At 52.2% G+C, this 26,187-nt stretch carries 18 protein-coding genes and 1 tRNA gene; 2 read left to right on the forward strand and 17 right to left on the reverse strand.

Annotated features, from left to right (window positions below):
* Positions 1-166 precede the first annotated feature (166 nt).
* Complete coding sequence (locus ACN0RL_RS10615; RefSeq protein ID WP_417516495.1) at positions 167-1,195, reverse strand: integrase domain-containing protein; 1,029 nt, start codon at positions 1,193-1,195, stop codon at positions 167-169.
* 142 nt (positions 1,196-1,337) lie between these two features.
* On the opposite strand from ACN0RL_RS10615, the gene ACN0RL_RS10620 reads away from it, so the two are divergent.
* A complete protein-coding gene (locus ACN0RL_RS10620) occupies positions 1,338-1,514 on the forward strand; it encodes a hypothetical protein (protein WP_417516497.1) in 177 nt (58 codons plus the stop codon).
* Positions 1,515-1,958: 444 nt separating this feature from the next.
* On the opposite strand, the gene brxL is transcribed toward ACN0RL_RS10620, so the two are convergent.
* From brxL to ACN0RL_RS10675, 11 genes are all read right to left on the reverse strand, one after another.
* Positions 1,959-4,001, reverse strand: coding sequence for a protease Lon-related BREX system protein BrxL (gene brxL / locus ACN0RL_RS10625; RefSeq protein WP_417516499.1), 2,043 nt, complete (start codon positions 3,999-4,001; stop codon positions 1,959-1,961).
* Positions 4,001-6,346, reverse strand: a complete 2,346-nt coding sequence (gene pglZ, locus ACN0RL_RS10630; RefSeq protein ID WP_417516501.1) for a BREX-1 system phosphatase PglZ type B — start codon at positions 6,344-6,346, stop codon at positions 4,001-4,003. Before pglZ ends, brxL begins: the two co-directional genes overlap by 1 nt.
* The gene (locus ACN0RL_RS10635; RefSeq protein ID WP_417516503.1) at positions 6,339-7,589 is read right to left on the reverse strand and encodes an RNA-binding domain-containing protein; all 1,251 of its coding nucleotides are present in this window, start codon (positions 7,587-7,589) and stop codon (positions 6,339-6,341) included. Before ACN0RL_RS10635 ends, pglZ begins: the two co-directional genes overlap by 8 nt.
* 6 nt (positions 7,590-7,595) lie before the next feature.
* The gene (locus tag ACN0RL_RS10640; protein ID WP_417516505.1) at positions 7,596-10,256 is read right to left on the reverse strand and encodes a TrlF family AAA-like ATPase; all 2,661 of its coding nucleotides are present in this window, start codon (positions 10,254-10,256) and stop codon (positions 7,596-7,598) included.
* On the reverse strand, positions 10,253-13,684 hold the full coding sequence (locus tag ACN0RL_RS10645; RefSeq protein ID WP_417516508.1) for an Eco57I restriction-modification methylase domain-containing protein: 3,432 nt from the start codon (positions 13,682-13,684) through the stop codon (positions 10,253-10,255). The genes ACN0RL_RS10640 and ACN0RL_RS10645 overlap by 4 nt, the downstream gene beginning before the upstream one ends.
* 110 nt (positions 13,685-13,794) lie before the next feature.
* A complete protein-coding gene (locus tag ACN0RL_RS10650) occupies positions 13,795-15,504 on the reverse strand; it encodes an ATP-binding protein (RefSeq protein ID WP_417516510.1) in 1,710 nt (569 codons plus the stop codon).
* A gap of 29 nt (positions 15,505-15,533) precedes the next feature.
* Positions 15,534-18,971 carry a BREX system P-loop protein BrxC gene (gene brxC / locus ACN0RL_RS10655; RefSeq protein ID WP_417516512.1) on the reverse strand — a complete coding sequence of 1,146 codons (3,438 nt, stop codon included), beginning with the start codon at positions 18,969-18,971 and terminating at the stop codon, positions 15,534-15,536.
* A 14-nt stretch (positions 18,972-18,985) separates the two neighbouring features.
* Complete coding sequence (locus tag ACN0RL_RS10660; RefSeq protein ID WP_417516514.1) at positions 18,986-19,534, reverse strand: BREX protein BrxB domain-containing protein; 549 nt, start codon at positions 19,532-19,534, stop codon at positions 18,986-18,988.
* Complete coding sequence (locus tag ACN0RL_RS10665) at positions 19,521-20,309, reverse strand: hypothetical protein (RefSeq protein WP_417516516.1); 789 nt, start codon at positions 20,307-20,309, stop codon at positions 19,521-19,523. Before ACN0RL_RS10665 ends, ACN0RL_RS10660 begins: the two co-directional genes overlap by 14 nt.
* Positions 20,302-20,505: a methylation-associated defense system helix-turn-helix domain-containing protein MAD1 gene (gene mads1, locus ACN0RL_RS10670; protein WP_417516536.1), complete on the reverse strand. Its 204-nt coding sequence runs from the start codon at positions 20,503-20,505 to the stop codon at positions 20,302-20,304. Before mads1 ends, ACN0RL_RS10665 begins: the two co-directional genes overlap by 8 nt.
* 354 nt (positions 20,506-20,859) lie before the next feature.
* Positions 20,860-21,096: a hypothetical protein gene (locus tag ACN0RL_RS10675; RefSeq protein ID WP_417516518.1), complete on the reverse strand. Its 237-nt coding sequence runs from the start codon at positions 21,094-21,096 to the stop codon at positions 20,860-20,862.
* A gap of 521 nt (positions 21,097-21,617) precedes the next feature.
* On the opposite strand from ACN0RL_RS10675, the gene ACN0RL_RS10680 reads away from it, so the two are divergent.
* Complete coding sequence (locus ACN0RL_RS10680; protein ID WP_417516520.1) at positions 21,618-21,806, forward strand: hypothetical protein; 189 nt, start codon at positions 21,618-21,620, stop codon at positions 21,804-21,806.
* A gap of 119 nt (positions 21,807-21,925) precedes the next feature.
* Here ACN0RL_RS10680 and ACN0RL_RS10685 read toward each other — a convergent pair whose 3' ends face one another.
* From ACN0RL_RS10685 to glyS, 5 genes are all read right to left on the reverse strand, one after another.
* Positions 21,926-22,477, reverse strand: a complete 552-nt coding sequence (locus ACN0RL_RS10685) for a hypothetical protein (protein WP_417516522.1) — start codon at positions 22,475-22,477, stop codon at positions 21,926-21,928.
* Between the two features lie 257 nt (positions 22,478-22,734).
* The gene (locus tag ACN0RL_RS10690) at positions 22,735-22,947 is read right to left on the reverse strand and encodes a helix-turn-helix transcriptional regulator (RefSeq protein ID WP_417516524.1); all 213 of its coding nucleotides are present in this window, start codon (positions 22,945-22,947) and stop codon (positions 22,735-22,737) included.
* 449 nt (positions 22,948-23,396) lie between these two features.
* Positions 23,397-23,473 (reverse strand) — tRNA-Pro (locus tag ACN0RL_RS10695).
* Positions 23,474-23,497: 24 nt separating this feature from the next.
* Positions 23,498-24,067, reverse strand: a complete 570-nt coding sequence (gene gmhB, locus ACN0RL_RS10700; RefSeq protein WP_417516526.1) for a D-glycero-beta-D-manno-heptose 1,7-bisphosphate 7-phosphatase — start codon at positions 24,065-24,067, stop codon at positions 23,498-23,500.
* Positions 24,068-24,070: 3 nt separating this feature from the next.
* Positions 24,071-26,152 (reverse strand): glycine--tRNA ligase subunit beta, encoded by a 2,082-nt coding sequence (glyS, locus tag ACN0RL_RS10705; protein WP_417516538.1) that lies wholly within the window; start codon positions 26,150-26,152, stop codon positions 24,071-24,073.
* Positions 26,153-26,187 lie beyond the last annotated feature (35 nt).

A 26,187-nucleotide genomic window follows, 5' to 3' on the forward strand; every position in this document is an offset into this window, starting at 1 on the left:
CCAGATATTCCGATAGTACTGGGCGTGTTTGAGTTGAATCTGCTCTGGCCGCCGCACATGAGGAAAGCGCTCCTCGATGACGGCTGAAATGCCATCGATACGATTAATGTATCGAGTGCGCTCCGTCGGCCTCAGTTTGCCAAAATCGATCCGAGCCAAAATATGATCAAGCTGCATTTCGCACCCCTCCCACATAAGCCCCGGCAACAGCGCGACGACCATGGCCAAGCTGGCGGGCCACCTCGTCACGAGCGATCCTATCCATGATCTTGTCGCGGATTGGTTGCTTCAGAGGGCTGGGCCCCTGAAGAATTTCCTCGTAGATATCCTGAGCAAAACCGGCCCGCAGTTCGTGGAATGTCGGCACACCAGAGTCCTTCAACAGTGGCCTGCACGGGTTTAGCTCTCGCAGCAGAAACCGCTTTACTGTGTCGGTTTCAGACAGCAGGTTCTTTGAACCCTGAGGTCGAACTTCGATGGCATAACCCAGAGCCGCTTGTCGAAACTCGTTAATTTTGATTGTGCGATTCTTGCACTTGCGGCCGCCTTTGCACCCTTCGAGGATGGCGGCTTCACCTGTAGCGAGAATTTCGCGCTGCATTCGGTCAAGATCCTGCAAAATTGCTTCTCGTACCCGCATGCCCCAGGCGCGGGCTAGCATCATCACAGCGGCACCTCGTTCAAACCCTGCCGCGATAGCAAGGTTTGCCGCATGTTGCATGTCAACAACATCCGCTTGGACTTCACGCGTCCGAAGCCCTTTTCTGCAAACACCCAACACTTCTTGTCCGGAAATTTTCAGCTGGTCATCACCGCGAAAAGCTCGCATCAGGATGTTTACAGTGCTGATCAGGTTGTGGGCGTAAGCGATGCTGACGGGCTTATCAACGCTCCCATCCGGCCACTTGTGTTCGCGTTCGAGCCGACCTTTGACATAGATACCGAACTGCAACACAAATGGTTTGTCGATGTTCCGAACATCACGCATTTTTTGTTGCTTGCAGTATTTTGCAAACGTTTTGACTCGCTGCTTGTGAGTCGCGCGTGTGCTGAAATGGCTCGCTCGGGTATAGAAGTCGTCGAGGGCAACATTGGCCGCGTAGCCCACGCTATCGCCCTTGCCATAGTTTTTCTGACACTTGGGATTCATTTTCGGGGAAGATCTCCGCCCCTTTCCTACCTGTTTGTTACTCACAATAATCTCCTGGTGGTTAAAGAAATGTACAGAGGTGCGCGGCGAGCCATGTGGCATCAGGGCAAAAAGCAGACCCCCGCGCTGATACTCCGCCCCGTAAGCCACATTAAGTGTGAAAAGCCAGGCATTGGGAGCCTGACTGGTGGGAGCATCCATCGTGCTGCTGTACACAGCACTATTTCTTCACCATCGCGAAACCGTGAACCGGCCCCAGTCGAGAATCGACCAGGCGGACGAGGAGCGGCGTCAACGAAATCAGCGTGACAACGCAAGGTGGGAAGTGCCCGAAGGCGGTGGGGTAACCAGAAAAGGTGAGTAACCGACGATGATTGGCGTCGAAAGCAGATCCTTGCTGCTCGGTTGCGGAGTTAACGTAGGACTTTTCCGCAGATTCTGGTCATTGCTTAGGGTATGTAACCATCTGATAACAAATAGTTTTCATTCCCTCTTTAAATTACCATCTCATTAGGTAACCACAGCATATTGCTGGTAAAAGATGAGCATGGCACTTCAGTGCGGTGCCAGTAAATACTGGCGGTTGGATATGGGCGGAGACTGAATCTACCGCTGTAGTGGGGTGATCGGAACGATCTTTTAACGGTCCTGCAAAGATGCAGGTTAACAATGCTGTTTGTTTGCGTAGCCAGCTACCACGTACTACTGAAATTAAAGTCTACCCCAACTCAACTCAATAGCGAGCGGGGTAAACCCCCATTTTCTGGGTAAACTCAAAGATCGCTTACTTTTCAAAGTTTTTCCCGCTTTATTCCACCATCGCCTTGATCAAAGCATCTCGGGCATCGGAGTAAAACTGGATATCAATTTTCGTTGCCATATCATCGGAAAGATCAAACAGCTGTCGTCGACACGCGACCGGCATCAATAGAGCCGATGCACCTTTCTCCACGGCTATTTCTGCAATGGTCACTGGGTTATGCACAGGCTCTACTGAGCCACCCAAATTGATTTCACCCACAATAATCAAGCCACCACGAACGCTCTTTTTAACCAGTGCAGTGCTCAACGCCAGCAGTGAAGCCATACCAAGTTTGGCGCCGGATTTTGAGGCATCAAACGCCCGTAGCTGAACGGTGAACTCATGCTGGCGGGGATCTTTATCACCCACCAACTGAAGCGCTCGGGCATAGAGATTCTGTTCGGCGTAGCCAACACTTTCTTTGAATGCTGGCGGCACGGGCTTATTTAGAACTTTCACACCAGAGCCGGGGCCTTCATTGACTTCGATCCGGTAAAGGCCTGGGTGCTCGTCACCGGTGCCAGGCGAGATGGTCCATACTTGCCCAGGCTCTAGCGGATCGTCACCGATGCTGTTTTCGCTGTGCAGCTCGGGGGTGGCGACAAATTTCTCCACACCGTCCTCACCCATCACATAGCTGAAGTGAGTGTTGCGAAACTCTGCAGCGCCAATACGTTTTTGTTGCTCTTTTACCCGACGCCGGGCTTCCATGGCGATCCGCACCGCCCATTCAATATCTTCGTCGGGAACCTGGCCTTCACCGGGATACAAGAGTTTCAGCAGCCCACTGACGGTCTTGTTAACGGCATTGGTATCTCGTCCGGACAAAGCGCCACCAAAAAACACCCGATTCTGAATCACGCTGAGGCGGCTCTGGTTGCGGAGTTGGCTCCAGCATTCGGAAAGGAAATCACTCACCAGGCCGAAATGATTGGTCAGCAGTTCTTTACTGACTTTAGGCACATCCCAGCCCGGCAGAAAGGCATGAATACGGTCCATGAAGGCGGTATCGTCCTTCATTTCTGGTGGCATGGGGCCAAACAAATGGCCGATGCGTTGCTGATGCTCTACATCCACTTCGAAGTTACCGACCAGCACGATGCTGCCGTCTGCGCGGATGCTTTCCTTGCCGCGGCTGAATTCGCCCGACTCCATGTACCCCTTCATGATGTTCACGCCATCTTTCTGGTCGAAGGAAATGCCGGAAACCTCGTCAAAACAAACAACATCGTACTGACAGACCAAACCGCGCTGACCGTTTGAGTTGTTCACAAACATCTTGGCGACCGTCGCCTTACCGCCGGAAATCAAGTGTGCGTAGGGTGAAACCTGCTGGAAAAGGTGGCTTTTACCCGTGCCTCGTGGGCCAAGCTCCACCAGGTTATAGTTGCGCTCTACAAAAGGCACCATGCGCAACAGCATGGCATCCACCTGTCGATTGGATAGCCCTTCGATTTCGATACCGGTGGAACGCAGCAGGAAGGTTTTCCACTCATCGGTGGTGAAGCCTTGACGGGCGTCAGCTAAGGTATCCAGCACATCTCGTTTGGAGAGCTGAATCTCCCGCAAAGACTCTAGTCCAAAAGGCCGGCCCTTGTTTTCCTGGGCAATAGCGGCATCGTAATTGAGAGTTATTTCAGCGTAGAAACCGCCAGTCAGCATGCGCTCATGCTTATTCACCAGCTCTGATGAAATGCGAACATCCGTCAGGCGCAGACTTGGCAGCGTCGCAATATAACTGTCGGTTTTGGTATCCAGGCGAGCGGTGATCAGATCGATGATCTTAACTTCACCATTCTCTCTGGCCCGGGCTTTAAATAGCTCTTCCTCACCGGCACGCACTGTGCGTGATGAGAGTTGCCGCTGAACAATTTCCAGGCCTTCATCGATCTCTTCCTGGTCTGTACTCGCGCAGTAACGGCCCAGCAGAAACTCCACCACGTAGGTTGGCACCGGAAACTGTCGGCTAAACGTGCGCACCAGGTCTTTGCGCACTAAATAACCATCAAGAGCGGCTACCGCTTTGTTGTCGATATCATCCAATTCCATCACACACCTCCTCCACCAATCCTTGTGTCGGTTTGAGCTACCAGAGCCCCGCTATCATCCAATAACACCACCACGGCGTTTTTACCCTCTAGATCTTCATTTTCCACCACAACCGATGCGCTGCCGCTTTCCTTCAAGGTTTTTGCACTCAGCACCACGCTGCTGGCGGCCTCCCCGGCACGGGTACGCACATCCAGTTTCAGTCCTTTGAACTGGCCTTCCACGGCCACGGTGCAGCGAAGGCCTTTCCACACCACATCGGTAAATTCAATGGCCGCTTGGGATGCTGCGCCGCCGGTCACAACCAGCTGTAAGGTCAGGCACTCCTGCAGGCTCAGGCCTCCATGGGCGTATTCCTCACCCTTCTTATAACAACTCACACCATCAGCAAGGGCGAAATAATGGCTTGGGTTCCAGTACCAGGGAAACAAACGCTCCTGTGTCTCAGCGCCCGACTTAAGGGCGGCACAGCGGCCCCATTTGCTGTCGGCAAGCACGCTGGGTAATTCTGTTTTTGGTAAGCCCCCGGGCAACAACAACCAGCCATGGTCTGTTACCACCCGAACTCGCTTCCACCCTGCGGCCAGTAACTCGGTAATTCGGGTTTGAACTTCCTGAAGTAAATTGTCCAAGTGTTTAGCCAGCTTCCAGCCACGGTCGTGGCCTTCATGGTCGATATCGCCGAACTCACACCACGCGAAGCCCTCACCATCGCCATGGACCGTTCGGTTCAGTAGTTGCCAGCCGGCGTCTTTAAGGAGCTTCTTGTGGTGGTAGCCCCCCTTCAGAGACTGCCCTGTAGCGGCCACAGCCGGCTCGAAATCCGCACTGCTATCGTCGCCTTTGATTTTGTCTCGCACTGGCGAAACGGCCACTTTGCCGGTTGCAGTTACGCTTGGCAGCGCTATCCAAACCGCAGTTTCCTCCACCTCCAGGCCAGCCACGCTCAATCGTTCGGCCAGGCGCTTGCCGGTATCGAATCGCAAGCCATCCACAAAGAGTACGCAATCACCCTGGGATGCTGGAAACGGTGGCGCACTCTTGCAAGAGCCTCCAGGGTAGCTGGCACCATCTACATGTTTTTGTAGGTAACGCGCCGAGTCCTCCATCCAAGGCAGATAAACAGACCGAATTGCTGTGGTTACTGCTGTGAAATCCTCTGAGCTATTCACATTAGCCAGCGCACGCATCACGCTGTCATCAACTTTCCAGCCGGTGCTCGCATAGCCATTCGCAAGGTCTGTCAAAGTACCGGCTGCCAGCGCTGTTTGAGCATGGTCTGCCATTGAGGCCAAATGCTCTAACGCTAACGTCAGTGGTGCTTCGCCCAGTTCTGCCCATACCAGCGATCGACGGCCGCCATGTACTTGCTCCAACTCCTTCAGCTGCGCTCTGGCCTTGTGTGCTGGCACGCTGTTCAGTGCCAGTAAATCCCGCCGCAGTTGCTCTTCCTGGCTCTGATTCCACTGGGGCCAGCCTCCGGCTACCGCCTCGTTGGCGAACAAATCGAACGAGGGCGGCTGACACTTGCGAATCTGGTCGGGTATGTGAGGGTAACGGTTTGGCGCTTCACGGAAACGATCCCACACCGCCTGCCAAGGCCCTTCATGGTTCGCCAATTTGGCGCAGCCAGTCAGAGCGCCGTCTTGCTGGGGGTTAAACGCCAACTGCGACTGACACACCGAAACAAAGGCCTGCCATTCGTTTTCACCACGGGAAGCCTGAAAGGCTTCACCTTGGTCTAGCCACAGCAACAGATCCCGGATTGGATCGCCACCGGTCAGCAGAGTATTGAAATAGTCTTTATCCAGACGCTTACCTTCGAGCAGCGCCACTTCCTCATCCAGCAAGCGATACAACGCCAGTTGCATAGCGTGGCGGCTTTCGTTGTCTTGGGCTACATCCAGGCCCAGACCACCCTGGTCTGATTTTAGATAGGCCAGAATCGTCCAGTCCTTGGCGTTTATCTGAGACCAGATAACACCCTGGTACTGCAGTTCAGCCAAGGGCTTCAGTTCATCCGGGCAGTTTTCCACCGCTCGAAGGTCCTGCCGGCTGACACCCGGCAGATACAGAATCGGTGCCTTACCTTCCGGCAAATCAATGTCTTCCGCAAACCCAGAAATGGCATAACGCAGCCAGATGGCGGGGCCTGTGCGTTTTTCCGGTGCGTAGTCACCCAGCACCATCAATTCGGGCATTTCAGCCTGTAAAATGGGAATGGCCGCTTCCCACTGGTGGTCGCGGTCTGGCCAGAGAATGCAGGCGGGGGCTACTTGGATGTCTGGGTTGTAAACCCCTGAAGATCGAACCGCTTCGATAAGACATTCAGCGAGCTTATACATCGGGTTTCGATCTCTTGTATAAAATGGTCTTCAAATAATCGTCTGTTGCTTCGAAAACGGGCTCAGTATCATTGACCTCACGCATCAGCGGGATTATTTTCTTGCGAACCCCCATGCCCCGAGAGTCCACGTACCCATAGTCTCTCAGGATGTCCATAATCATAGGGTTGCGCGGTGAGCGCTGCCCATCGACCATCTTTTTCACTGTCATGGAGTTGTGGAGCTTCCCGGGACTGATTACTTCTAGCCTGTCCGAATAGGCAGTCACCTCAATATCAACAGACTTCGTCCAGTCGCGATGTGCTAGTGCGTTTAACACGACTTCTCGGATCGCCTCTTTAGGGTAATGCTGCCGCTTACCTCTTCGCAGTCCCTCATCGATGTCGTCGTCTTCTTGACTGATAAACGGGTCAATTTGCCGAGCAAAAATCTCTATCAACCCCTCATCTATCATTTCCCATTCGCCCGAATCGGCAGCTCTCCATCTAGCAACGAGAGGACCATCGAGTGACGTATCTATTTTTGCACGGTACTCCTTATCGCTACCCTCAAAAGCAGCAAGCCTAATACCGGCTTGGCGGAGGTAACGACGTGGATTTATACCGAAACAAATTAACCCGCCGACAGAACACACCTTTCTTCCACTGGCATCTTCCGCCATCAATCCCAAGCCGACCAAACGATCAATCCACTGATCTGTTGCATCATTCAAAGGAATGTCGGGGTCTTCTATAACGTCTTGAAGGTAAAACCTGATTCGCTCCAAATCGAGATTCGAAAAGCTACTGCCAGGAACAGGCATTACCTCGACATGTAGAAGCCCACCGCTTTCAAAGAGGCGTGCCTGCTGTTCCCGGCTGGCGATTTCCGATCGATCGCCCATGCGAATATAGGTATCCTCTCGATTGCTATGCCGCACCACATAAGGCTTTGAGATCCCTCTGCCTATTGTTACAACTGCAACGCGAACACCCGGGTCCACTTCAATTTCTTCATAATATGGAATGATTTGCGGGTGAACCTTGTCCCGAAAAACATTCAGGATCCACTCTTGTGTGGCCTCTCTCTGCAAGCCGGAAATTGTCCTGTCATCTTCTACGCCCAGCAAGATGCGCCCACCTTCGAAGTTAGCAAAAGCGACAATTTCCTTTGCCATTTGCTCGGGGCGCACGTCATCGCGTTTGAACTCAACCCCTGAGTTTTCTCCGTTGGATATAATTTCAAGCAGCTCTGATTTCAACATGATTGGTTAGAACCCGTACTTATACTTGCGTTGATTAAAAGCATCCCGTCCGCCTTCAAGAATTACTGCGGCCTTTTCCTTGATGCTTTCAACATCGATCGCCCCTTGGTACTCAGGTGGCATTGTTGCTTGATCATCGGCAGCCTCTAAAACTCCAATCCACTCCGCATCCCCAAATACTGGGATATTGGCGTTATGAGTCGCGAATATGAATTGGCGGGAAATCTTGGCTGAGCGTAATTCAGTAACGATACGGTCTGCGATAAAAGCGTTATCTAAGTTGTCTTCCGGTTGATCCATTACCAGCGGGTCTTTGTTCTGCAATAGAAGAAGGTGAAGTATAGCCGTGCATTGCTGCCCCGTTGATAACCTATCGAGAGCACGGTAATTCTCAGCTCCTTCATGTGCAGTGTTTAGCTCTATAGACACACGGTCAGGCAGCTCAATTTCTTCCAGGAGGAGTAATTTTTCCTGAGACAGTCGAGTCATAGTCTCGGCGACACTTTGGGTTATCCCCCAGCCTGCGCCTTGCAATGCTTCAGCACCTTCCCGGATACGTTGAGCCAGCCTAACTGGTGAGAAGTCCTCTGCGTCCAAAATCCATTTGAGGCGGCCCACCCCAACATTTTCCATGCTGCAAGCCAGTAGAAAATCAACCACAGGCTGTCGATCCGCTTCCGGATCTACAGTGAGTCTCATTTTTCCTCGAAGATCTCGACTTAGTTTCTTCAAGGCACGCTCAAGGCGGGCTGCGCGTTCCGAGCGAATCTCCGAAAGGTCGTTCAGTATCGATTGGCGTTGCTTTGAAAGCTCCCCAAGGAGTTTTTCACTGGTTTCGATCAAGGCTTTTTTGGGTCGGATACGTTCAACATCTTTGAGTAAAGTCTGAAATTCGATTCCAACCTGCCTGCCAGTCTTTCCTTCCGTCGCCGGGAGCTCTCTAAAAATCTTTTCGAGATTTGCATCCTCTTTAGCTATAGCTTCCCGGACACTGCCCACCAAGCCTGACATTGCTTGGCGCTCCACCTCATAGAACGCATCCCATTGCTTGAGCAGCTCTTTAGCCCTTTCTTTAAACTCCCCGAGCTTCTGACGAATAGATGTAAGGTCGGCCTTGTGCGGTAACGCTTCTATTGCGTTGTCGCCTAAGAATACCAAGTCGGGGAGGTTGTCGTTAATCGACTTAAAAGCCTGGTTTAAATTTGAAAATTCTTCCTCCTCTACGCGTTGTAGTAGCCGTTTTTCGGTTTCCAAAAGAGGAACTATTTTTAGCTTTTCTTCAATTCCAATGCTTTTGAATTGATTTATTCTTTCTTCCAGCTTGGGAATGCGAGCTACTTCATCCTCCAGATCTGCAACCGAGCTTTGGGCTTCGAGTAACTTTTCTCGGTTTTCTTTGAGCCTGTTTATAGCCCTTTCAATTTTTCTCTCATCATCTTTTTCGCTACTACCGAGGAAACGCGTAAGCAACAGACTCTGGCTCGCAGGGTCTTGGGCTATTTCATAAATTTCGTTCTGCCCATACAGTTCTATTCCTGGCAAAAGCTCTTTCGGCGTAAAGCTGGATGGATTTCCTTCTTCATCAACTACGACGGGATCTTCACCATACCGCCGAGCCACTTTAAATCGACGTCCATTCATTTGAGATGAACGGATAACAATTTCCACCCTGGCTTTCGACCGGCCAAGATTCTCTTTTACTATCTCGGTATGTTGCTTTTTAGCCGTCTTTCCAATGGGGGTTATGTCCAGAACAAACCTCAGGCTTTCCAGCAGCGTTGTCTTGCCTGTGCCTCTGCCACCAATAATCGCATTTAAATGCTCTGAAAAATCGATTTCAATGCCATCCAGATAACCCCCGGTTATCTTTAGCTTTTCAATTCGAGAAAAGTATTTCTCGGAACGATCACTATTCAATCGCACCCGCGAGTCAGGGTCTTGAAACGCCAGCTTAAAAGACTCGAACGAGGGGCGGGTCATCTTGATTAGACATGAAGCCCGTGGATTAGCCAAGTCACTCGGGCGCGCAACGTCTTTAGCATTGATAATTGCGACAGGCACTTCACGCCGATAGTTTCGATCCTTATTCAGAAGAATCTGACGGTAGCCATGATTTTGGTCATTCTTCAGATCTTCTAGCACGCCTGGAATCTGGGCGGCTTTTAAGAGAGGGTCTTGCCATACATGCACAAGGTTCTGGCGAAGTACTCCGCTCGCATCAGTGCAGTGAGCTGCATAGGCGAAACCGTTCAGCTCTTCAACTCGCTTAAGAATCTCCTGTCCGCCATAGCGGGACGGGCGGACACCATTCGATGGATCGGACAAGCCCAACTCTCCAAGAAAGCGATTGAGCTGTATGGTTGTTGTCTCTTCTGGAAATAAGCAGACGAAATGGGCTTTCTCGGTAGAAGCAATCTCGAATCCGGGAAAGACTAAAACTCCATGCTCATTCATTAAGCTGCGAATTGAATCAACAGCGTCAACATTGCCGTGATCGGCGATCCCAATGACCTTTATGTCGTTTTCCAGCGCGATATCTAGCAGTTTTCGGTTGTACTCATCCTCCGACATCTCGTGTTCGGCACCGCGATATTGAATATATCCCGCAGGATTTACTTGTAGCGCACACTTCCAAAACTGGGCTTTGGTGAAGGTTTCGGTGGTCATTGGGAGCACTCCTGTCTTGCTGCCTCTTTCTCTGAGAGTGTCAAATGGTGATCATTAATCCGCTCACCCCCAAATGTGTGATACCAAGGTGCGGATTCCACATCCTTGCCGCGGTCTTTGGTCCATTTGATGTTGGGTTTGTCGCGCAGGATGCCGGCGTCTTTCCTTCTTACGTCGTCCACGGTCATGAAGGGGCGGATATTCAGGCGGACCCCGTCGTTGAGGTCTGGTTCCCAGCCGATGGGTTGTTGTTCGATGGGTTTCCAACGCACGAAGATGTCGTAGGGGGCTTCGCCTTCGAGAATCTGTTCCAGTTGTTTCTTCAGAGCTTCTGCGGCGGCGAGGCGTTCTTCGGCGCCGTCGATGCTGTTGTTCATATCCTGCTTTTGGCGGCTGGTCCAGTCACCCAGGTAGGTGTAGATCAGAGTTTCCAGGTTCTTGCGATCCAGCTTGTGGTAGTTGACCAAAGCCGAAAAGCCGTCTGGCAGGCCGTCCCAGATTTGCCAAATGAAAGGGCGGTGTTGGAAGAGTTTGCAGTGCTGAGTGAAGAACTTGTCTCGCAGCCAAGTTTCCAGGGTTTTGCCGGCGTGGTCGCCCTGTTTGAGGAGTTCGGTCAAAACATCGGTGGACCATGCCTCGCCGTAGGCGACAGCCAACAGGTTGAGCAGACGATCTGCGGCAGAGGCTTCGCCACGCACCGGAGGAATGCAGACAATGCCGTCGTCATCGGCGAACGGAAGCAGAGCCTCGCAACGCTTCACCCATTCCCGCTGTTCGTCTGCCAGTTCCATGTCTTCGTCCAGTTCGGCGGGCCAGCTGTAGCCGAGTAGGCGGCCAACGGCAACTTGTAGAACTGTGGCATCGATGCGGAGCGGACCTTTGGCTGTCCACTTTTGGTCTTCGTCCCACACGACTGAACCGCAGGGGTGGCCGTGAAAAATCCATTGAAATGGGTCGTCAGTAGCGGGTTTAGGTAAACAAGTCTCCAGTGAATCCGAAGCTCCGATTTGGAACGGAACACGTAGCAATGCACCTCGCACCTTGTTCGACTGATCAACCTCCCGAACGAGGCCATTATATTCATGCGATGAACATAGCGCCCAGACAGCCGGAAGATGAGCCTCATCATCTGGAATGATGACAACGGTGTTATCATCAAATATTTCTCCATTGAATATGGTCGCCTTCACTTCCCCCATAGCGCTGATTGCAACGCCTTTTTTGTTTCGGCACGAGGTTCCTCTGATCCAAGATCCAGCTTTACCTTCTCCTAGCTTTTCTTCAATGAAATGAACAAGCTCTCCTTTTCCCCAGAATAGGCAGCGTTCTCTTCCACCATACAAGGTTGCCTCATCTACTGTGGATAATTGAGGTTCCCATTCAGTTGAAATCTCGGGGATTTCCCAGAAAAACTTTCCAAACCTGGGATAGTCGCCTGTCTGTATTCCATTGGAAAAGGTGGCATAGTCCTCTAAAAGAGAGTTATTTTTAGCATTATTCTCATAGGTGAGAATATGTTTTTTGCTTATCAGACATTCGTTTTGCTTTAAGCAGGATAGACTCTCTTTTTGCAGTACATTTTTTTTACTTTCCGAATCACCATTAGTTGCATCGATCTGGAAAATACAATTTTCCTTTGAGGGAGCTTTGTTCTCTGCTATTGAGAGAATCACTTTAACTTCTTCTCCAGAAATTTCTTCAAATGCGCGGGCGCCTAGCCTTGATAAGACTGAAAACCTTTTCTCTGAAAAAATATGCTTACGATACTTTGAGTAGTAATCTTTATATATAAATCCTTGAGGCATTACTAAGGAAACGATTCCAGAAGGTTTTAAGAAGTCAAAAATTCGTTGATGAAAGACTGTCGCTATATCTGATTTTGATAGAGCATAATTTTTTTTAAAAAAATCACTTATTTTTTCTTCAAAATCATCGGATTGCCGAAATGGTACATTGGTAAAAACCAGATCATAGTCGCCATGAAGGATGTCAGCTGCTTTTGCTAGGCCATTTGCAACCACCGCCATTTCAGAGCGTTCGAAATTGACGCCTTTTGATAATGCCGCGTTAAGGACTGGTTCCACCTCCGACCAACTCAACTCAAGCAACGATCCTTGATTTAAGTTAGCTCTAGGGTTGATCAGGCTCCCTAATAGTGGAGCGTCTTTGAACTGCTTATAAAGCTCGTCCAAAGCCAAGTGTAAGTCAGCTTTTTCTTCTGCAAGCGCAAGCCAATCACTCTTTTTAGAGCTGATGGATAGACCTGAGCAAGCTAAATGCAGTTGTGGTAGAGCTCGATATCCACCCGAAGCAGGGTATTTCCAGGCGGCCAGGGCCAACGCGAAAGCGGCCAGCTCTACACAACGCTGGTCCAGCTCCAAACCATGAATGTTCTCTCGCAACACCGCATCCACGGCGTCCCGAGCGGACAAACTATCGCGGTCCATGCGCATGGGCACCAACATCAGGAAGGCGGCTACCAGGAAGTGGCCGGAGCCGCAGCAGGGGTCCAGGGTTTTCAGTTCGGCCAGGTTTTTTGGCCAGGCGTCGAAGGTGCCAGAGGCCGGGATCCAGATCTCATTAGACCCCTCTCCCGCCGGGGGAGAGGGGACTTTAACGAACCGCAAATATTCTAGCGGTACGCCGGGGATGGCGGCTTTTTGGCGAAGCTCTTCTTCGCTTTGGGCGTTTTTCAGGTCATTTTCGGTGAGCGTTCGGGCGGCCCACCAGGCACCTAGGGAGTTGTCTAGGAGAAAGCTGACCATGTAAGGCTCGGTGAACAACTGGGTCACAGCGGGTAGTTCCCGGGCGCCGATTTTCACTTCGGATTTGTTGATACGCTCTTTGTTGTTGGCCTGCCAGAATTGGTATACCCAGCCCAAGCTATCGGAGGCGGTGAAGGTTTCCTGAGGCAAGCCAGAGACCAACCGCTCCAGGGCTTGTTGGTGCTCTGGCGGCAGGGTGAGCTGGAACACCGGTGAGTCCAGCCGGAAGATTTGCGGTAGCATTTGGGCCGCATAGCGGGCGGCCAGCTCCCAGCCGTTGGCAGCACCTTCGTCGGTGGCCAGGTCTTCGCATTCTTCCAGGGTAATGGCGACCGGCTCGTCTGGGTCTGGGTACATAAGCAGGTTGTTTTCGGCCAGGAAGCGGGCGAACAACATGCGGTGCCAATGCTCGTAGGCCACCTCTTCCACCAACCGATCCATGCTTTGGACTTTGCCCCCATTGAGGGAATCACCCAACTGGCGGCCATGGGCACGCAGACGACGGCGCAGTTCCCGGTCAGCATCGCTCAGGTGGGTGGCCGGTGTGGGGTCGGCTACCCCCAACTGGCCCAGCGCTGCGTGGGCACCTTTTTCGGCGGTGTCGCGGGCGTTTTTAACGGCGCGTTCTAGTTGGTGCCTGAGGGTTTTGTCCAGTGGCTGCATACTTTTTCCATCCCTTCGTTCTTTAACGCTCGCTTCATTGCTCACTTTGCAATAATTCGAGCATTAAAGAAATCTAATGCTGCTTTTAACGCTCAAATGCAATTATTGCATCATTGCTTGAATTCGTGTCGTGCGTATTTGCCCTTGCCCGGTGGTTGCAGGCTGGGGTTTTCCTGTCGAAGTTCAGTCATCAATCGATACACCTGGTTGCGGTCAAAGCGTGTGATCTGCCGAATTTCCTTGTTGCTCAGCCCGGGCTCACCTCGTTTTGCCCGTTCCATCAGGATGCTGAGCACGCGCGTTTTCGCAGCGTCCCAGCCGATGCGTCGGCGGGCGTCACTCTGGCCGTCTTCGGCCAGGCGGTTGTAGAACTCAGGCTGAATGCACCAGTAAGCCCCTCGCCCGGTACCGCCATGCTCGATGTATCCAGCCGATTCCATTGTGGATAGCTTTTCACGCATTTCAGTTTCCCCGCGCTGGCAAAGTGCCGCCGCGGTGTGGGTGTCTACCTCCGGATGCTGAAGCAGGTATTGCAGCAGCATCAGTTCGTCCACCCCAAGGTTGCGACCTTGCTCGCTTTCTTCTGCCACAAATAGGCGAAAGGTGGCGTTCAACTCGCGTTTGGGAAAGCTCACCTGCACAGAATCCCCCACTTCTCGGATCTGGGGCGGCTCTTTGCCTTCCATCAATAGGGCGGAAAACATGCGGTTAATACCCAGATTGCTACGGTTAACCAGGCGTAGGCGAGTAAGTGCCTCAACCAGTAAAGGATTTCTGGCTGCAGGTTGGTGGTGCAGGATGTTGTTGGGGGTAATGCCAGCAATAAACCCGCCGTTGTTGCTGATTTCCAGGCGATCGGCATACAGCTTGACCATGATCGGCCCGGCAATACGCAGATCGGCATGGCAGAAGGCGTTCATCAGGGCTTCACGCACGGCGATTTCCGGCCAGGTGCGGTATTCGTAGTGGAACATGCCCTGCTTATAGGTGGTGATGGGGTTGAAGGGCACCAGCAGTTCTTCAATTCGCTGAACGGATAGGGGCAAAGCGCTGGCGCGATCTTCCCGGATACCGTAGTCGGTATCAGACGTCATTTGCAGAAAGGTCCAGTTGTGGCCAGGCAGGTATTCACGAATCGCCGCTTCAGTACCTGCCAGCAGAATAGCTGCACGGGTCAGCTTGCCCTGTTTGATCAGTCCTAATGTAGACAGCAGTTCAGCATCCGACAGCCTCAGCAGGTCATCTGGCGCACGCTCTCTACTGGCTTGATTGCGCAGGGCTTCCAGTGCGGTGGCAGACAGGAGGGCGCTATCTACCGGCGCAACGGCCTCTGCTGTGTAATCGGTTTCGCCGGTTTCTACGCCAATCTTGCGGCGAACGGTGCCAGTTAAGGGCACGCAGTCTTTACTGACACGAATCGTGCCTCGGCCTGCGGTATCGGTATAGGGTGGCATGCCAGGGTGAACCTGCATCAGCAAAACGCGGCCAGTGCCTTCGGGTACGGTTAGTTCCTCAAACACTGGCATTATTTTCGGGTCGGTCTGGTCGTATACCGCTTTTTTCAACATGTTGGCGTCGATTTCCGGCGGTACTCCCAGAATGGCGTTTTTGCGTCCTTGTATGCGATCTGCCACACCAAACACCACGGTGCCCCCGCCGCCATTGGCCATGCACACGGCCATCTGGATAACAATTTTCACTGCTTTATCGCGGCTTTTGATGTCCCACTGTTTGAAGTCGAGATCCTGGTCTTCCAGCTCGTCGGCTATGCAGTGGTTCAGCTCGGGCAGCAGTTCCTCAATATTGGTGAGGGTTCGCATGGCGTTGGCAGTCCTTTTTTGAGTGGCCGTTATTTAACCGAGATCGGGCCTTTTACCAGTGCGTTTTTAAGCTGGTCTTTCACCTCTTCCGCCCAGGTATCAATGTCTGCCTCGGTTTTTAAGGTGCGTCGCGGTACGGAGACAAACTGGATTTCTGGTTCGCACAATTCAGCGGCGGATACCGCCACGTTATCAAAGCGGCTGGGCAGGGCAGCTACCCGGTCGGCGAACATGGCCAGTGAATAGTGGTTCAGCGTTTTCAGTACCTCACCGGTAGACTGAACCACTACTTCAGGTTGGTCGGCCAGAGTCAGCTTCTGTCTGGAGAGCAACTGATTGCGCTGTTCTGGTTCTAGCTGCTTCCAGTTACCATCCGCATCCAGGCGCTTCATGCCCTGTTCGTGCCGGGATTGATAATCCTGATTCCAAGCGTTCAGGGCATTCCGCAGGCTTTGGGTCAGGTTGGCAATCAGCGGGGCGATTGGGTCTGGGTCTTCCAGCAGCTGTCGTTGCTGTTCGATAGTGTCTACCTGGGCACGGTAGACATCGGCATCACTCAGGCCGCTGGTGTGGTTTACCAGGGACTTGAGGGTAACCCAGCTTGGCCAGCGCTGCTGGATTCGCTCGGTAAGGCTTTCCCAACTCTCAATGTTCTGTGCCAGTTCTTCCCGACGGTTATAGAGCGCCAACAGTTGTTCGTTGCCTGTGGTCAGCCGAATATCATCCAGGAACCGAGTGTCTGGGCGCTCCGGTTTGGGCGCTTCGCCACCAGCCTTGTCGGCCAGGTCAGACACTTTTTGTAGAAACAACGGCACATGTGCTAGCTCTTCACTCTGTTTGGCCGATACGCCGACCTTCTGTAACAGTTTGCGAATCTGAATGCGCTGCGGTGTCGTGACATTGGCAGATTCAACTTTGAAAAAGGTCTTGCCGATGCTCCTACGTTCCAGGGCTGAGGGTTCAATCGGCTGCCCGCGATCATCCTGAGCGCGAATTACCCCCGCTACCAACAGGACTTGAAGGCCGCCATCTACGGCATCGCGCGACCACCCATAACCCTCGCCTTCAAAGTTATCGCGAATCTCTGTGCCTTTTTTTCCGCCAGCGATAAGGCCCAGAATAGCCTTACACACCGGGTTTTTTGCCGGATCGCCGTCATCACCCACCGCTTTGAGGGCATCTGGCGCGCCTTTCTGGGCTTTCTCGTAGGCCTTTTGCCAGCCGCTGTGGTCGGCAATATGGAAATTAGGGTACAGGCGCTGCAGGGCATTGTTCGCAGCTTCCAGCACCATTTCCTGCAAGTTGTTGCCGAGGATTTCATTACCTCCGCCCTGGAATACACGAGCTCCAGAGAAGGCTTCGCTGAGCAGCTCGCGGATTTTGCTCTCGGCTGTCTGTTTAGTGGTTTCCATAGCAGCTTTGGCTTCGGTGCCTTCCGGAGTATTAGGAGAGCCCCGTTTATCCAGAGTGGCACTGGACGCTTTGAAGTCGATCAGATGATGGCGCAGGTCGTCTGCGGACCGCTTGGGAACAAATACAAAAATGGTGGGTGACTGATTGCCGGCCTGCCTGGCGTCGGCCCGGACGGAGTTTTCATCACCACTCCAGCCATCCCTTACCCACACGCAGATGCGCTTGCTGGCATCATTCGGCAGTTGGGCATCAAACACCGGGTAAATGTCCCGGGTCACTTTGGCTTCGCCTTGCATCAGTGACAGCTTCCGAGCCACATCGCCGAACATGCGGCGGATTCGGTCATCGCGTTCCGCATGAATGCGGTGGGCTTCGTTAGAGAGTGCTGATCGTTGGCTGAGGAATTCGTCGGTCCATGCGGCACTTTCTTCAGTTTGGATGCGGTATTCCTCACCCACTTTCATCAATAGCTCGCAAGTATCCAACAGCCCGGGCAGCTTGCTGCGCAAGCTGCTGCTGCCACTGGACAAGTCTCTCACCAGCAGGTCTGCCAAGGAGTCCACGTTAGCCCGAATGCCGATTTCGTTATTTTGCCCGCCCAATTTATTGATCAGGAAAACCAGGCCACAGGCACGGGCCATTAGGCGCTGGTCTTCCGAGCCCTTTATCCAGCTCATGGTTTTTTCATGCACTTTGCGGGGCAGGATGCGAGACTGAAGCAGTTTGTCGGCGGAATCGAAGTAGAGGTAATCCGCTGGCACCACATGACCGAGAGGGTCATCCAGGTTCGTTTGAATAACTTTGTGGATCATGCTCAGCTGGTTGCGCAACTGACTGTCGGTGCCCGTTTGGTCCAGGATTCTCAGGGTGTTTTCCCAGAAGCGCCGACGCACCGGTAGAATTGGGTAGTCTTGGGGAAAATACGGCAAATCATCCTGGCGATGGCCGATGGTGGTACCATCCAGGTGCCGGGAAATTTCCCCCAGATTGGTTTGCAGCACTTGTTCGATAGGTGCTTTGGCCTCTGGCTTCTTGGCCAGGATAACCTGTCGGATAACAGCATCGACGTCGGCATCAGACAGCTCAACGCGGATGGTAAAACGGCCTTCGAGTTTCTTCAGGTTACTGGTGCCGGTGACGGCTGTTTGCCCGGTGCCGATGAAGAGCAACTTGCCGCCGAAATTTTTGCAGCATGCCTCTACAGCTTCCTGTACGGCGATGGAACGCTGGCTATCTTCGCCAATAAACTGCTGAACTTCGTCCAGAACGATCAATGTCAGTGGGAATTTGTCGTCTTTGGTCAGTGTCTGGCGAATGGCCTTGAGCATGTCGTCGCTGGAGATGTCCTGAACGAACGGATAGAGGTTATTCAGGGTTTCCACACAGGATGCGGGCGACGAAAACAGCGCTGGCTTGGCCTGAACCAACGCCTCGTGCAGGCCTTCAGCCACATAGAAGTTGTCCAGCTCTTCCTGCCATTCGTAACCTTGAGATTTAACGCTTTGGCGCACCTGGTCGTAAATGCTCTCGTGCTTCAGCCACATTACAAAGCGGGCAACCGGGTACTGCTCAGGCAGCCCTGCAGACTTGAACAAAATACGCAGTAGCGCCAAGCGCACGCTGCCGCTGGCGCCAGAGCCCAAGGTTCCAGATGCTGCGTGCAAGCCGCCATGGCGTTTGGCTTGAGTGCTCAGTTCTTGCAAATGGTCGCGGACGCCTTGAGGCAGGTTTGCGATGCCCCGGGCGGTAGCGCCATCTTCAAACGGGCTATCGACCCACAGGGCCCGTAGCATTTTAATCAGATGAGATTTACCAGAACCGTAGAATCCACTTACCCATACTGCAGGCTGCTGGGCCTGGTCGATGTTTTTGAGGTAGGTTTCCAGAATGTGGGACATGCCCTTTTCGTACTGACCATCGCAGACAAAGGTTTCCAGCTCATAACGAAGCACCGCCAGAGCCTGGCTGGTGGTATCATCGTTAACATTGGCCACGCCTTCGTTGACCAGTTTGCTGTTGGTCGGATCTTTCTGATAAATCTCACGATTCTTCATGAACAGCCTCTTCCTTAATCCTTGTCTGCGGTTATTGGCACAGCGAGATAGTTCCAGCCGTCGTAACCATCCAGTAACCGGTAGTTGTTGTTTTCATAACTGCCGGGAAATAGAACTAGCAACCGCCCCTGTACCAAAGGCGCTAGCTTATCCACAACGTCTTTGACCTTGAGAAATCCGAAGAGGGAACCAACACCCTGAACCGCCACCACAGTATTTTCGTCTGCATTTTTCTCTTTCAGAACACGCTCTAAATCGCTGACGATGTAGTCGAGGTATTTGGGCAGAACGGTAGCCAATAGGTGCGGTTTCTGGAAATAGCTCTTGGCGTACCGTTGGGTGCTGAGCCAGCCGGCGAAGCTGTTGGTTAGGTCGAACAACGCCCAGTCGTGTCCCGACTGACGGGTGACTATTTCAAACTCGTCTACCCTGGCCCTGAGCCATCGCTCTTCGGTTTCGTTGTAGACACAAAAAATAACCCGTTGAGCGGCTGCGGCATCATCCCGCCAGGGGATAGCTATGTGCCGTCCGTACGATTGAATCAGGCGCTTAACCCTGCTCACGCAACCACTCCTGTTCTTGCTGATTGATGTGGCTGGGAAACAACACTTCGATAACGTTCCCCACCCGCTTATAGGTTATCCATCCCCTGCGGGAAGCCTGCTCGGCTAATTCAATGACTTGCTCCTTGGAGCAGCCCAGCAACTTCGTATATTCATTACTGAACAAACCTTGCCCACGGCCGCCGGTTAAGTAGCTCAGCAACAACGCATAGGCGGCGCTGCCCGGTGTGGGCGTGGCCCGGCTTCTAATTTTCTTGTTTCGCCCTGTTAGGTGGCCAGATTTAGTCCAGCTGGAGTTGATATTCTGAGCGGTGGATTTGAGTGTGGCTTTGCTGAAGCGGCCGGGTTCCAGGCCGTCTATTAACTCCTCCACTGAATCACGTGTAATGATGGCACCCTCTGGCGCTTTGAGTATTATCGGCGCGCTGCTGCGAAAAATGGAGTCCCTGGCGTAGGTGGCCAAAAGTGCTAGCAGTGGCCTCCCTTCTTCATCGCGCTGCCAAAAATAAAGCAAGGCGCGGAAGAGCAGGTGATCTATGTCGAGAGAATACAGCTCTGCCAAGTGCTTGTAGGTAAGGCGGCGCGTTTTACCTGAGCGTTTACCAAGGCAGTTGTCTTCCTCTATCGCGTGCAAGTAATCGGCTTTTTTTGCATCCGGACGATTCACGTACTCCAGTAAGGCTGTTAACTCATCGAGCATCATGGTTCGTGAGCTGTGGGTGCCGCCACGCTCAAACCGAAACCCAAAGCGGGCCAACTGTTTATCGTTAGACATTGGCGTTATTCCCATCGCCTGCGCCGCCATTGCGAACCCAGTCATCCACTTCGTCCTTTTTAAACTTCCATGCCCGGCCTACGCGATGAGCCGGCATCGTTTGCTTGTCGATCCACCGGTACACGGTATCGTTGCTAACCCCCAGATACTTGGCGATTTCGCTGACTGATAACCACCGGTCGTCCAGCTCGGTCATGGGTTTGTTCCCCTGTTCCTGCATAGCGCTGTTCATAAACGAATGGGCGAGTGGAAAGCGCCCAAAATAGTCAGCAACCAATATATAGCGCTGGTTCGAGTGTAACAACCGCATTGACCTGCATAGAGCTGTATTGAGCGAAAATGGCTGGGTTTTAGACCAGAATATACGCTCACTACGACAATAGGTGTCGCGGTATGAAAATAAATGGCCGTTGTTTGTCTGTCCTCGACGGTATGGAGCGTCCTTGAGAGCCGTCGTTAATTTAAGGAGGGTTCTGCTGGGGCAGTTAAGCCTTCCCAGCAGAATTTTCTGACTGGTGTGTGATGCCTGGCATACTCTGCAAGCGCGGCTTCATTCCTCTGCCGGCCACAAAACTCCATTATTTACCAAAAAATCATCGAGGGTCTCACCTGGTATTGCTGGAGCGTTGGCAGACTTATCCTCCATGCTATCAATAATGCATCTTTTAATAAGTTGTTCTGGCGTGATCTCCAGTTCCGCAGCTCTTTTTCTAAGTTCGTCAACGATACGTTCTTGCCGATTGAACTCAATGACAAACTTTTCAGATGTATCCGGTGAAATTGCCATGCTCCACCTTCCCATTGCAGCAAGATTTTATCAGGCCCTTATGTTCTAGATTATTATGCCTACCGAGTAAAGAAGCGTAGCACTGGCCAAAACGGAACAACAACAGAACCTAGCAGTAGAGAACCAGGTTTTGGATCTTGAGAGAAGTCGGCCACGTCAAAAGTTATTGTAATTATTCCGGCGCATAGCAGGAGGTTTATAGGCAATCCATACTCATTGAGCCATCCCCAAATAAACGTCGTGACAAACATCATTATCAGCGCGCTGAGCATTCTGTTCAGAGTTACTGAATCGAAAAGTTCTCTCATGATTTCCTTCCTTATATGGTTTCTTCCAGCTTACGACAAAACGTGAAAGCAGCAACTCAATATATTTTCTTGCAGCTCCGAGCTTTAGGTGTAATGTGAATTCGACTACAGGCCAGCTGGCGGTGCCAATACAACACCAGCAGCGCGCCATGAGGCCTCCACTCAGGGGCGCGCACATTTGATTCAATCGTCGACAAATAAAGGAAGGGAACTATGGAAAGTATTTATCGGCTTGCACAGCAGATTGTAAATACTGCAGAGTTGAGCGAGCAGTTTTATGAGGTTGAGTTATCTATAATGATTCGGTCTGACGGCGGTCAGAAAACCGATTTTATTCGGCTGCAGTCAGAAAAAAGTCCTCCCATCGCGGCGGCGACAGCCAATCATCATATCGAGTTCTAATAAATATTATTATGCGGACAAATTCAACAATGATCTGGTTGAGAACGTCTTCTCCGCTCAAACTAACTGCGTCGGGTGCTTTCTGTACCTGACTAATTATATACATCAGCTGTTGGCTGTTACCGCGACAATAATTCTTCAACAGCTTTTTGAATGTCTTGTTCGAAAAATGACTCGCGAACCACATAATCGGTAGCAGGTATCTCCGATAGTGTACTGGAAAAGTAACTTTTTATGGACAACCACCTTTTTTTTTCGCCAACAACTATAACTCGATCAAATTTTCTCTCCTTCAGCACATTGAATAAGTGTAAGGTTTTGTATTCGATTTCTTCAATCACTGGTTCATACGTCGTGCCGCTTGCCATTACGGGCAACACAATGAGAGTGTTTGCGTTATTGCATGTTTGGCCACCATAGAAGAAATTAATTTTTTTCAGTAGGCTAGGGTGGTTAAGCCGGAACTCACCACACATAGCTTTGTGATGAGTTCGCAGTATTGACAGTACAGAAATACATGAGTTTCCATGCTTCAACAGTGAGTTTAATACAACTGCAGCTGCATCAATTTGTTGTGGATTTGATTGATAACAAACAGTTTCACCTTTATAAGAGCATTCGCCTTTATAGTGGGGCAAATCAATCCAAAAAATGTGGTCTACTAAGTTCATAAACGTCAATCTCCGTGTTGTTAGTTAGAAACTTACAATAAGAATACCGATTTCTTTTCTCACTGAGCTTTGCCTAACAGCTTAAATTCAGCAATTAGATGCGTATCTACAAAAAAAGGCAAAAAATGTATTTTTTATATGGCGTGCGTATGGTCCTCCGCTATATTTCGGAAGACACTAAGTTTTTAATTATAAAAAGAGACAGCGCTGCCGAGGTGGTTTAGATTCCCCGGCAGGTGTTTTGGTTGGTTACCGGGTTACTCTTCGAGCATAGCGTTATTTCTAACAAGCACCTCCTGGTCGAATTTTTCAATGTCTGATCTCAGCCACCGCCTTGAACCAGAGCTCAGCTTTTTTCCGCGAGGAAAATTACCTTCGCGAACCCAGCGACGGATGGTGCCTGACGATACTGAGTAGTAGTTCCCCACTTCCGTATCTGAGAAGTACATTTGCAACTTTGGTTTTTTCATCTTTGACTCCGATTAGTATTGAATGCAGTTCAATGTTACGGAGATGCAAGCGGTGTTTGGTGCCTCTAATTGACCCCACGCCGCAATAAGCCAGATTTCAGAAAAAATATTCGCTACTTTTCTTGAGATATAGCGTAAGCGCCCGACTGATCTGGTTTGGGAGGAATACGTTGACGCTGATGATTGTCCGACGAATGACGCCAGGAGTGACCGGGATCAGTCCGGGCAAAATCTGGAGTAATGGTTTGCCTCGCACTTTGGTGTGGCAACTCCGGGTGCTAAACTGTTAGCTATCGGAAGCGGAGAAGTGCGGAGGCATGGCACTTTGCAATGGGCTACATTGAATTGATGTGAATCAGAAGGCGGTTTCAGGTTTATGTACCCAACCTGTACCCAGCCAAAAACGAAAAAGGGCCCATCCGAAGATGAGCCCTAAGTCGTCGAAATCATGGTCGGCGTGGCAGGATTCGAACCTGCGACCCCTTCGTCCCGAACGAAGTGCGCTACCAAGCTGCGCCACACGCCGATCAACGGCCGGTATTATACGGATTCACTTGTTTTTTACCAGCCCCGGGCCTGATAAAAAGGCATCCGCAAATGCACTGAGGTTGTCGTATATCGCCACGCTTGCGTAAGGAATCGGGCGTGCTTTCAGGTGGTGTTCCGTATCTTCACCATTTCCGGTTCGAACCAGTACGGGTTGGCAGCCTTCGGCAAGACCGGCTTCCAGATCTTTGCGGCTGTCTCCGACCATAACGGCACCTTTCAGGCCGTCCAGTCGGAAGTGATCACGGATCTGTTTCAGCAGGCCGGTGAGTGGCTTGCGGCAACGGCAACCATCGTCTGGATGGTGTGGGCAGTAGGCGATGAAACTGATACTGCCCCCTTGTGCCTCCAGCAAACTTTCCAGTTTTTCATGCATGGCGCTCAGCACGTCGGTGCTGTAATAACCCCTGCCGATACCGGACTGATTGGTGGCTATGGCAATCCGGTGGCCGGCTTTGCAAAGCCGTGCCACCGCCTCGATACTGCCGGGAATGGGTTGCCATTCATCCACAGAGCAGATGTAATTTCCATCGTACTCGTTGATGACCCCGTCCCGGTCGAGGATGATGAGCATGGGTCAGCCAGCGGTCGGCAGCAGTGAGATGTCTGCAACCCGCAAAAACAGGTTATGCAGACGATTCAGCAGCGCAAGGCGGTTGTCCCGCACGGCTTCATCTTCTGCCATCACCATGACTTCGTTGAAGAAGTTGTCCACCGGCTCCTGCAGGCTTGCCAGTGACTGCAGCGCGCTGGCGTAGTTGCCTTGCTCGAACAACGGGAGCACCTTCTCTGCTTGCTGGTCTACCTGTTCGGCCAGAGTTCTCTCGGCCGCATCCTGCAGAAGGCCCCGGTTGACGGTTTCGCCCAGGCTTTCCCCGCCCTGTTTGGACAAGATGTTGGAAACCCGCTTGTTGGCACCGGCCAAAGCCAGGGCTTCCGGCAACTGCCGGAAGGCTTCTACGGCCTTCACCCGGCGATCGAAGTCCAGCGGACGGGTCGGGCGACGGGCGTGAACAGCCAGGTACACTTCCGCACCAATACCGCGTTCATCGTAGTAAGCACGAAACCGGTCCAGCATGTAATCAACAACACTGGAGGCGGTATTTTCTTCGGTCAGCCCGGTGAAGTTTTCTTCCGCCCATTCACAGCACGTTTGCAGATCCAGCGGCAGCTCCCGTTCAATGATGATGCGGAGCACCCCCAAAGAAGCCCGGCGCAGTGCGAAAGGATCCCGGGTGCCGGATGGAGGCTGGCCAATACCGAACAACCCTACCAGCGAATCCAGACGATCTGCGATGGCGAGAGCACAGCTTGTGAGCGTGGTGGGCAGGCTGTCTTTTGCAAAGCGCGGCATGTACTGCTCGTTCATGGCCTTTGCTACATCGACCGGCTCGCCGTCGTTGGCTGCATAGTACTGGCCCATGATGCCCTGAAGGTCGCTGAACTCCAGTACCATCTCCGTTACCAGGTCGGTCTTCGCCAGCATGGCGGCACGCTCGGCCAGAGCCGGGTCACTGCCAATCGCAGTGGCGATTTTTTTGGCCAGCGAGGCTACGCGAACGGATTTGTCGTAAACGCTGCCCAGCTTTTCCTGGAAGACAATTGGCTTTAGCCTTTCGATTCGGTCTTCCAGGCGGATTTTGCGGTCGGTCTCATAGAAGAACGCAGCATCCGAAAGGCGCGGGCGGATCACCTTTTCATTGCCTGAGATAACCTGCGAAGGGTCTTTGCTCTCAATGTTGGCGACGGTAATGAACAGGGGCAGCATTACGCCATCGGTATCCACCACGTGGAAGTACTTCTGGTGCTCCGCCATAGAGGAAATCAGGGCCTCTGCAGGCACTTCCAGGAACCGCTTGTCGAAGCGGCCCATCAGCGGCACCGGCCACTCGTTCAGGCCGGTGACCTCGTCCAGAAGATCTTCATCAATTATTGCTTTAGCGCTGGCTTCGGTCTCGGCAAGGGCGCTGACACCAGCACGGATCTGTTCGCGGCGCTTGGCGAAATCGGCTATCACGTAACCTTCCTGCTCCAGAACAATTTCGTAATCCGCAGGTGTAGGAATGATCAGTGCTTTCGGGCAATGAAAACGATGGCCGCGGGTTTTGTTGCCCGGGGTCAGGCCCATGATGGGCGCATCTATGACCTTGTTTCCAAAAAGCATTACCAGCCAGTGCACTGGCCGGACAAACTCCGTACGGTGCGCGCCCCAACGCATACGCTTGGGAATCGGCAGTGACGCCAGCGACTGTTCAACCAGCCCGGACATCAGGTCTACGGTGGGCTTGCCCTGCTCTACAGTGCGATAGACCAGCCAGGCACCTTTATCGGTTTCCAGAGTGTCGAGCTGATCCGGGGTTACGCCCAGTGATGTGGCGAAACCGGTAAGGGCCCGGGTCGGGTTGCCGGAATCATCGAAGGCGGCTTTGACGGCCGGGCCACGCTTTTCAACCGGCTTGTCCGGCTGCGCATCAGCCAGGTCACGTATGCGAACCGCCAGGCGACGCGGCGCAGCGAAGGCTTCTACCTTGCCAAATGCGATGCCGGCATCTTCCAGGCCTTTGGTGATACCCTGAGTGAACGCTTCAGACAGTGGCTTGAGTGCTTTCGAGGGCAATTCTTCAACGCCCAGTTCGACCAGAAAATCCTGCTTTGCCATGATTATGCGTTTCCCTCTGCCTGTTGTTCCTGCTT

Source organism: Marinobacter sp., assembly GCF_048259445.1.
Lineage (GTDB): Bacteria > Pseudomonadota > Gammaproteobacteria > Pseudomonadales > Oleiphilaceae > Marinobacter.

What these genes read in the sequence shown, in the direction of transcription:
- ACN0RL_RS10680 (WP_417516520.1), top strand. Translation starts at nt 21,618, where the DNA reads ATGGAAAGTATTTATCGGCTTGCACAGCAGATTGTAAATACTGCAGAG.
- ACN0RL_RS10690 (WP_417516524.1), bottom strand. Translation starts at nt 22,947, where the DNA reads ATGAAAAAACCAAAGTTGCAAATGTACTTCTCAGATACGGAAGTGGGG.
- gmhB (WP_417516526.1), bottom strand. Translation starts at nt 24,067, where the DNA reads ATGCTCATCATCCTCGACCGGGACGGGGTCATCAACGAGTACGATGGA.
- brxC (WP_417516512.1), bottom strand. Translation starts at nt 18,971, where the DNA reads ATGAAGAATCGTGAGATTTATCAGAAAGATCCGACCAACAGCAAACTG.
- ACN0RL_RS10675 (WP_417516518.1), bottom strand. Translation starts at nt 21,096, where the DNA reads ATGGCAATTTCACCGGATACATCTGAAAAGTTTGTCATTGAGTTCAAT.
- ACN0RL_RS10635 (WP_417516503.1), bottom strand. Translation starts at nt 7,589, where the DNA reads ATGTTGAAATCAGAGCTGCTTGAAATTATATCCAACGGAGAAAACTCA.
- ACN0RL_RS10650 (WP_417516510.1), bottom strand. Translation starts at nt 15,504, where the DNA reads ATGCGAACCCTCACCAATATTGAGGAACTGCTGCCCGAGCTGAACCAC.
- glyS (WP_417516538.1), bottom strand. Translation starts at nt 26,152, where the DNA reads ATGGCAAAGCAGGATTTTCTGGTCGAACTGGGCGTTGAAGAATTGCCC.
- ACN0RL_RS10645 (WP_417516508.1), bottom strand. Translation starts at nt 13,684, where the DNA reads ATGCAGCCACTGGACAAAACCCTCAGGCACCAACTAGAACGCGCCGTT.
- ACN0RL_RS10665 (WP_417516516.1), bottom strand. Translation starts at nt 20,309, where the DNA reads ATGTCTAACGATAAACAGTTGGCCCGCTTTGGGTTTCGGTTTGAGCGT.
- pglZ (WP_417516501.1), bottom strand. Translation starts at nt 6,346, where the DNA reads ATGTATAAGCTCGCTGAATGTCTTATCGAAGCGGTTCGATCTTCAGGG.
- ACN0RL_RS10685 (WP_417516522.1), bottom strand. Translation starts at nt 22,477, where the DNA reads ATGAACTTAGTAGACCACATTTTTTGGATTGATTTGCCCCACTATAAA.
- ACN0RL_RS10640 (WP_417516505.1), bottom strand. Translation starts at nt 10,256, where the DNA reads ATGACCACCGAAACCTTCACCAAAGCCCAGTTTTGGAAGTGTGCGCTA.
- mads1 (WP_417516536.1), bottom strand. Translation starts at nt 20,505, where the DNA reads ATGACCGAGCTGGACGACCGGTGGTTATCAGTCAGCGAAATCGCCAAG.
- brxL (WP_417516499.1), bottom strand. Translation starts at nt 4,001, where the DNA reads ATGGAATTGGATGATATCGACAACAAAGCGGTAGCCGCTCTTGATGGT.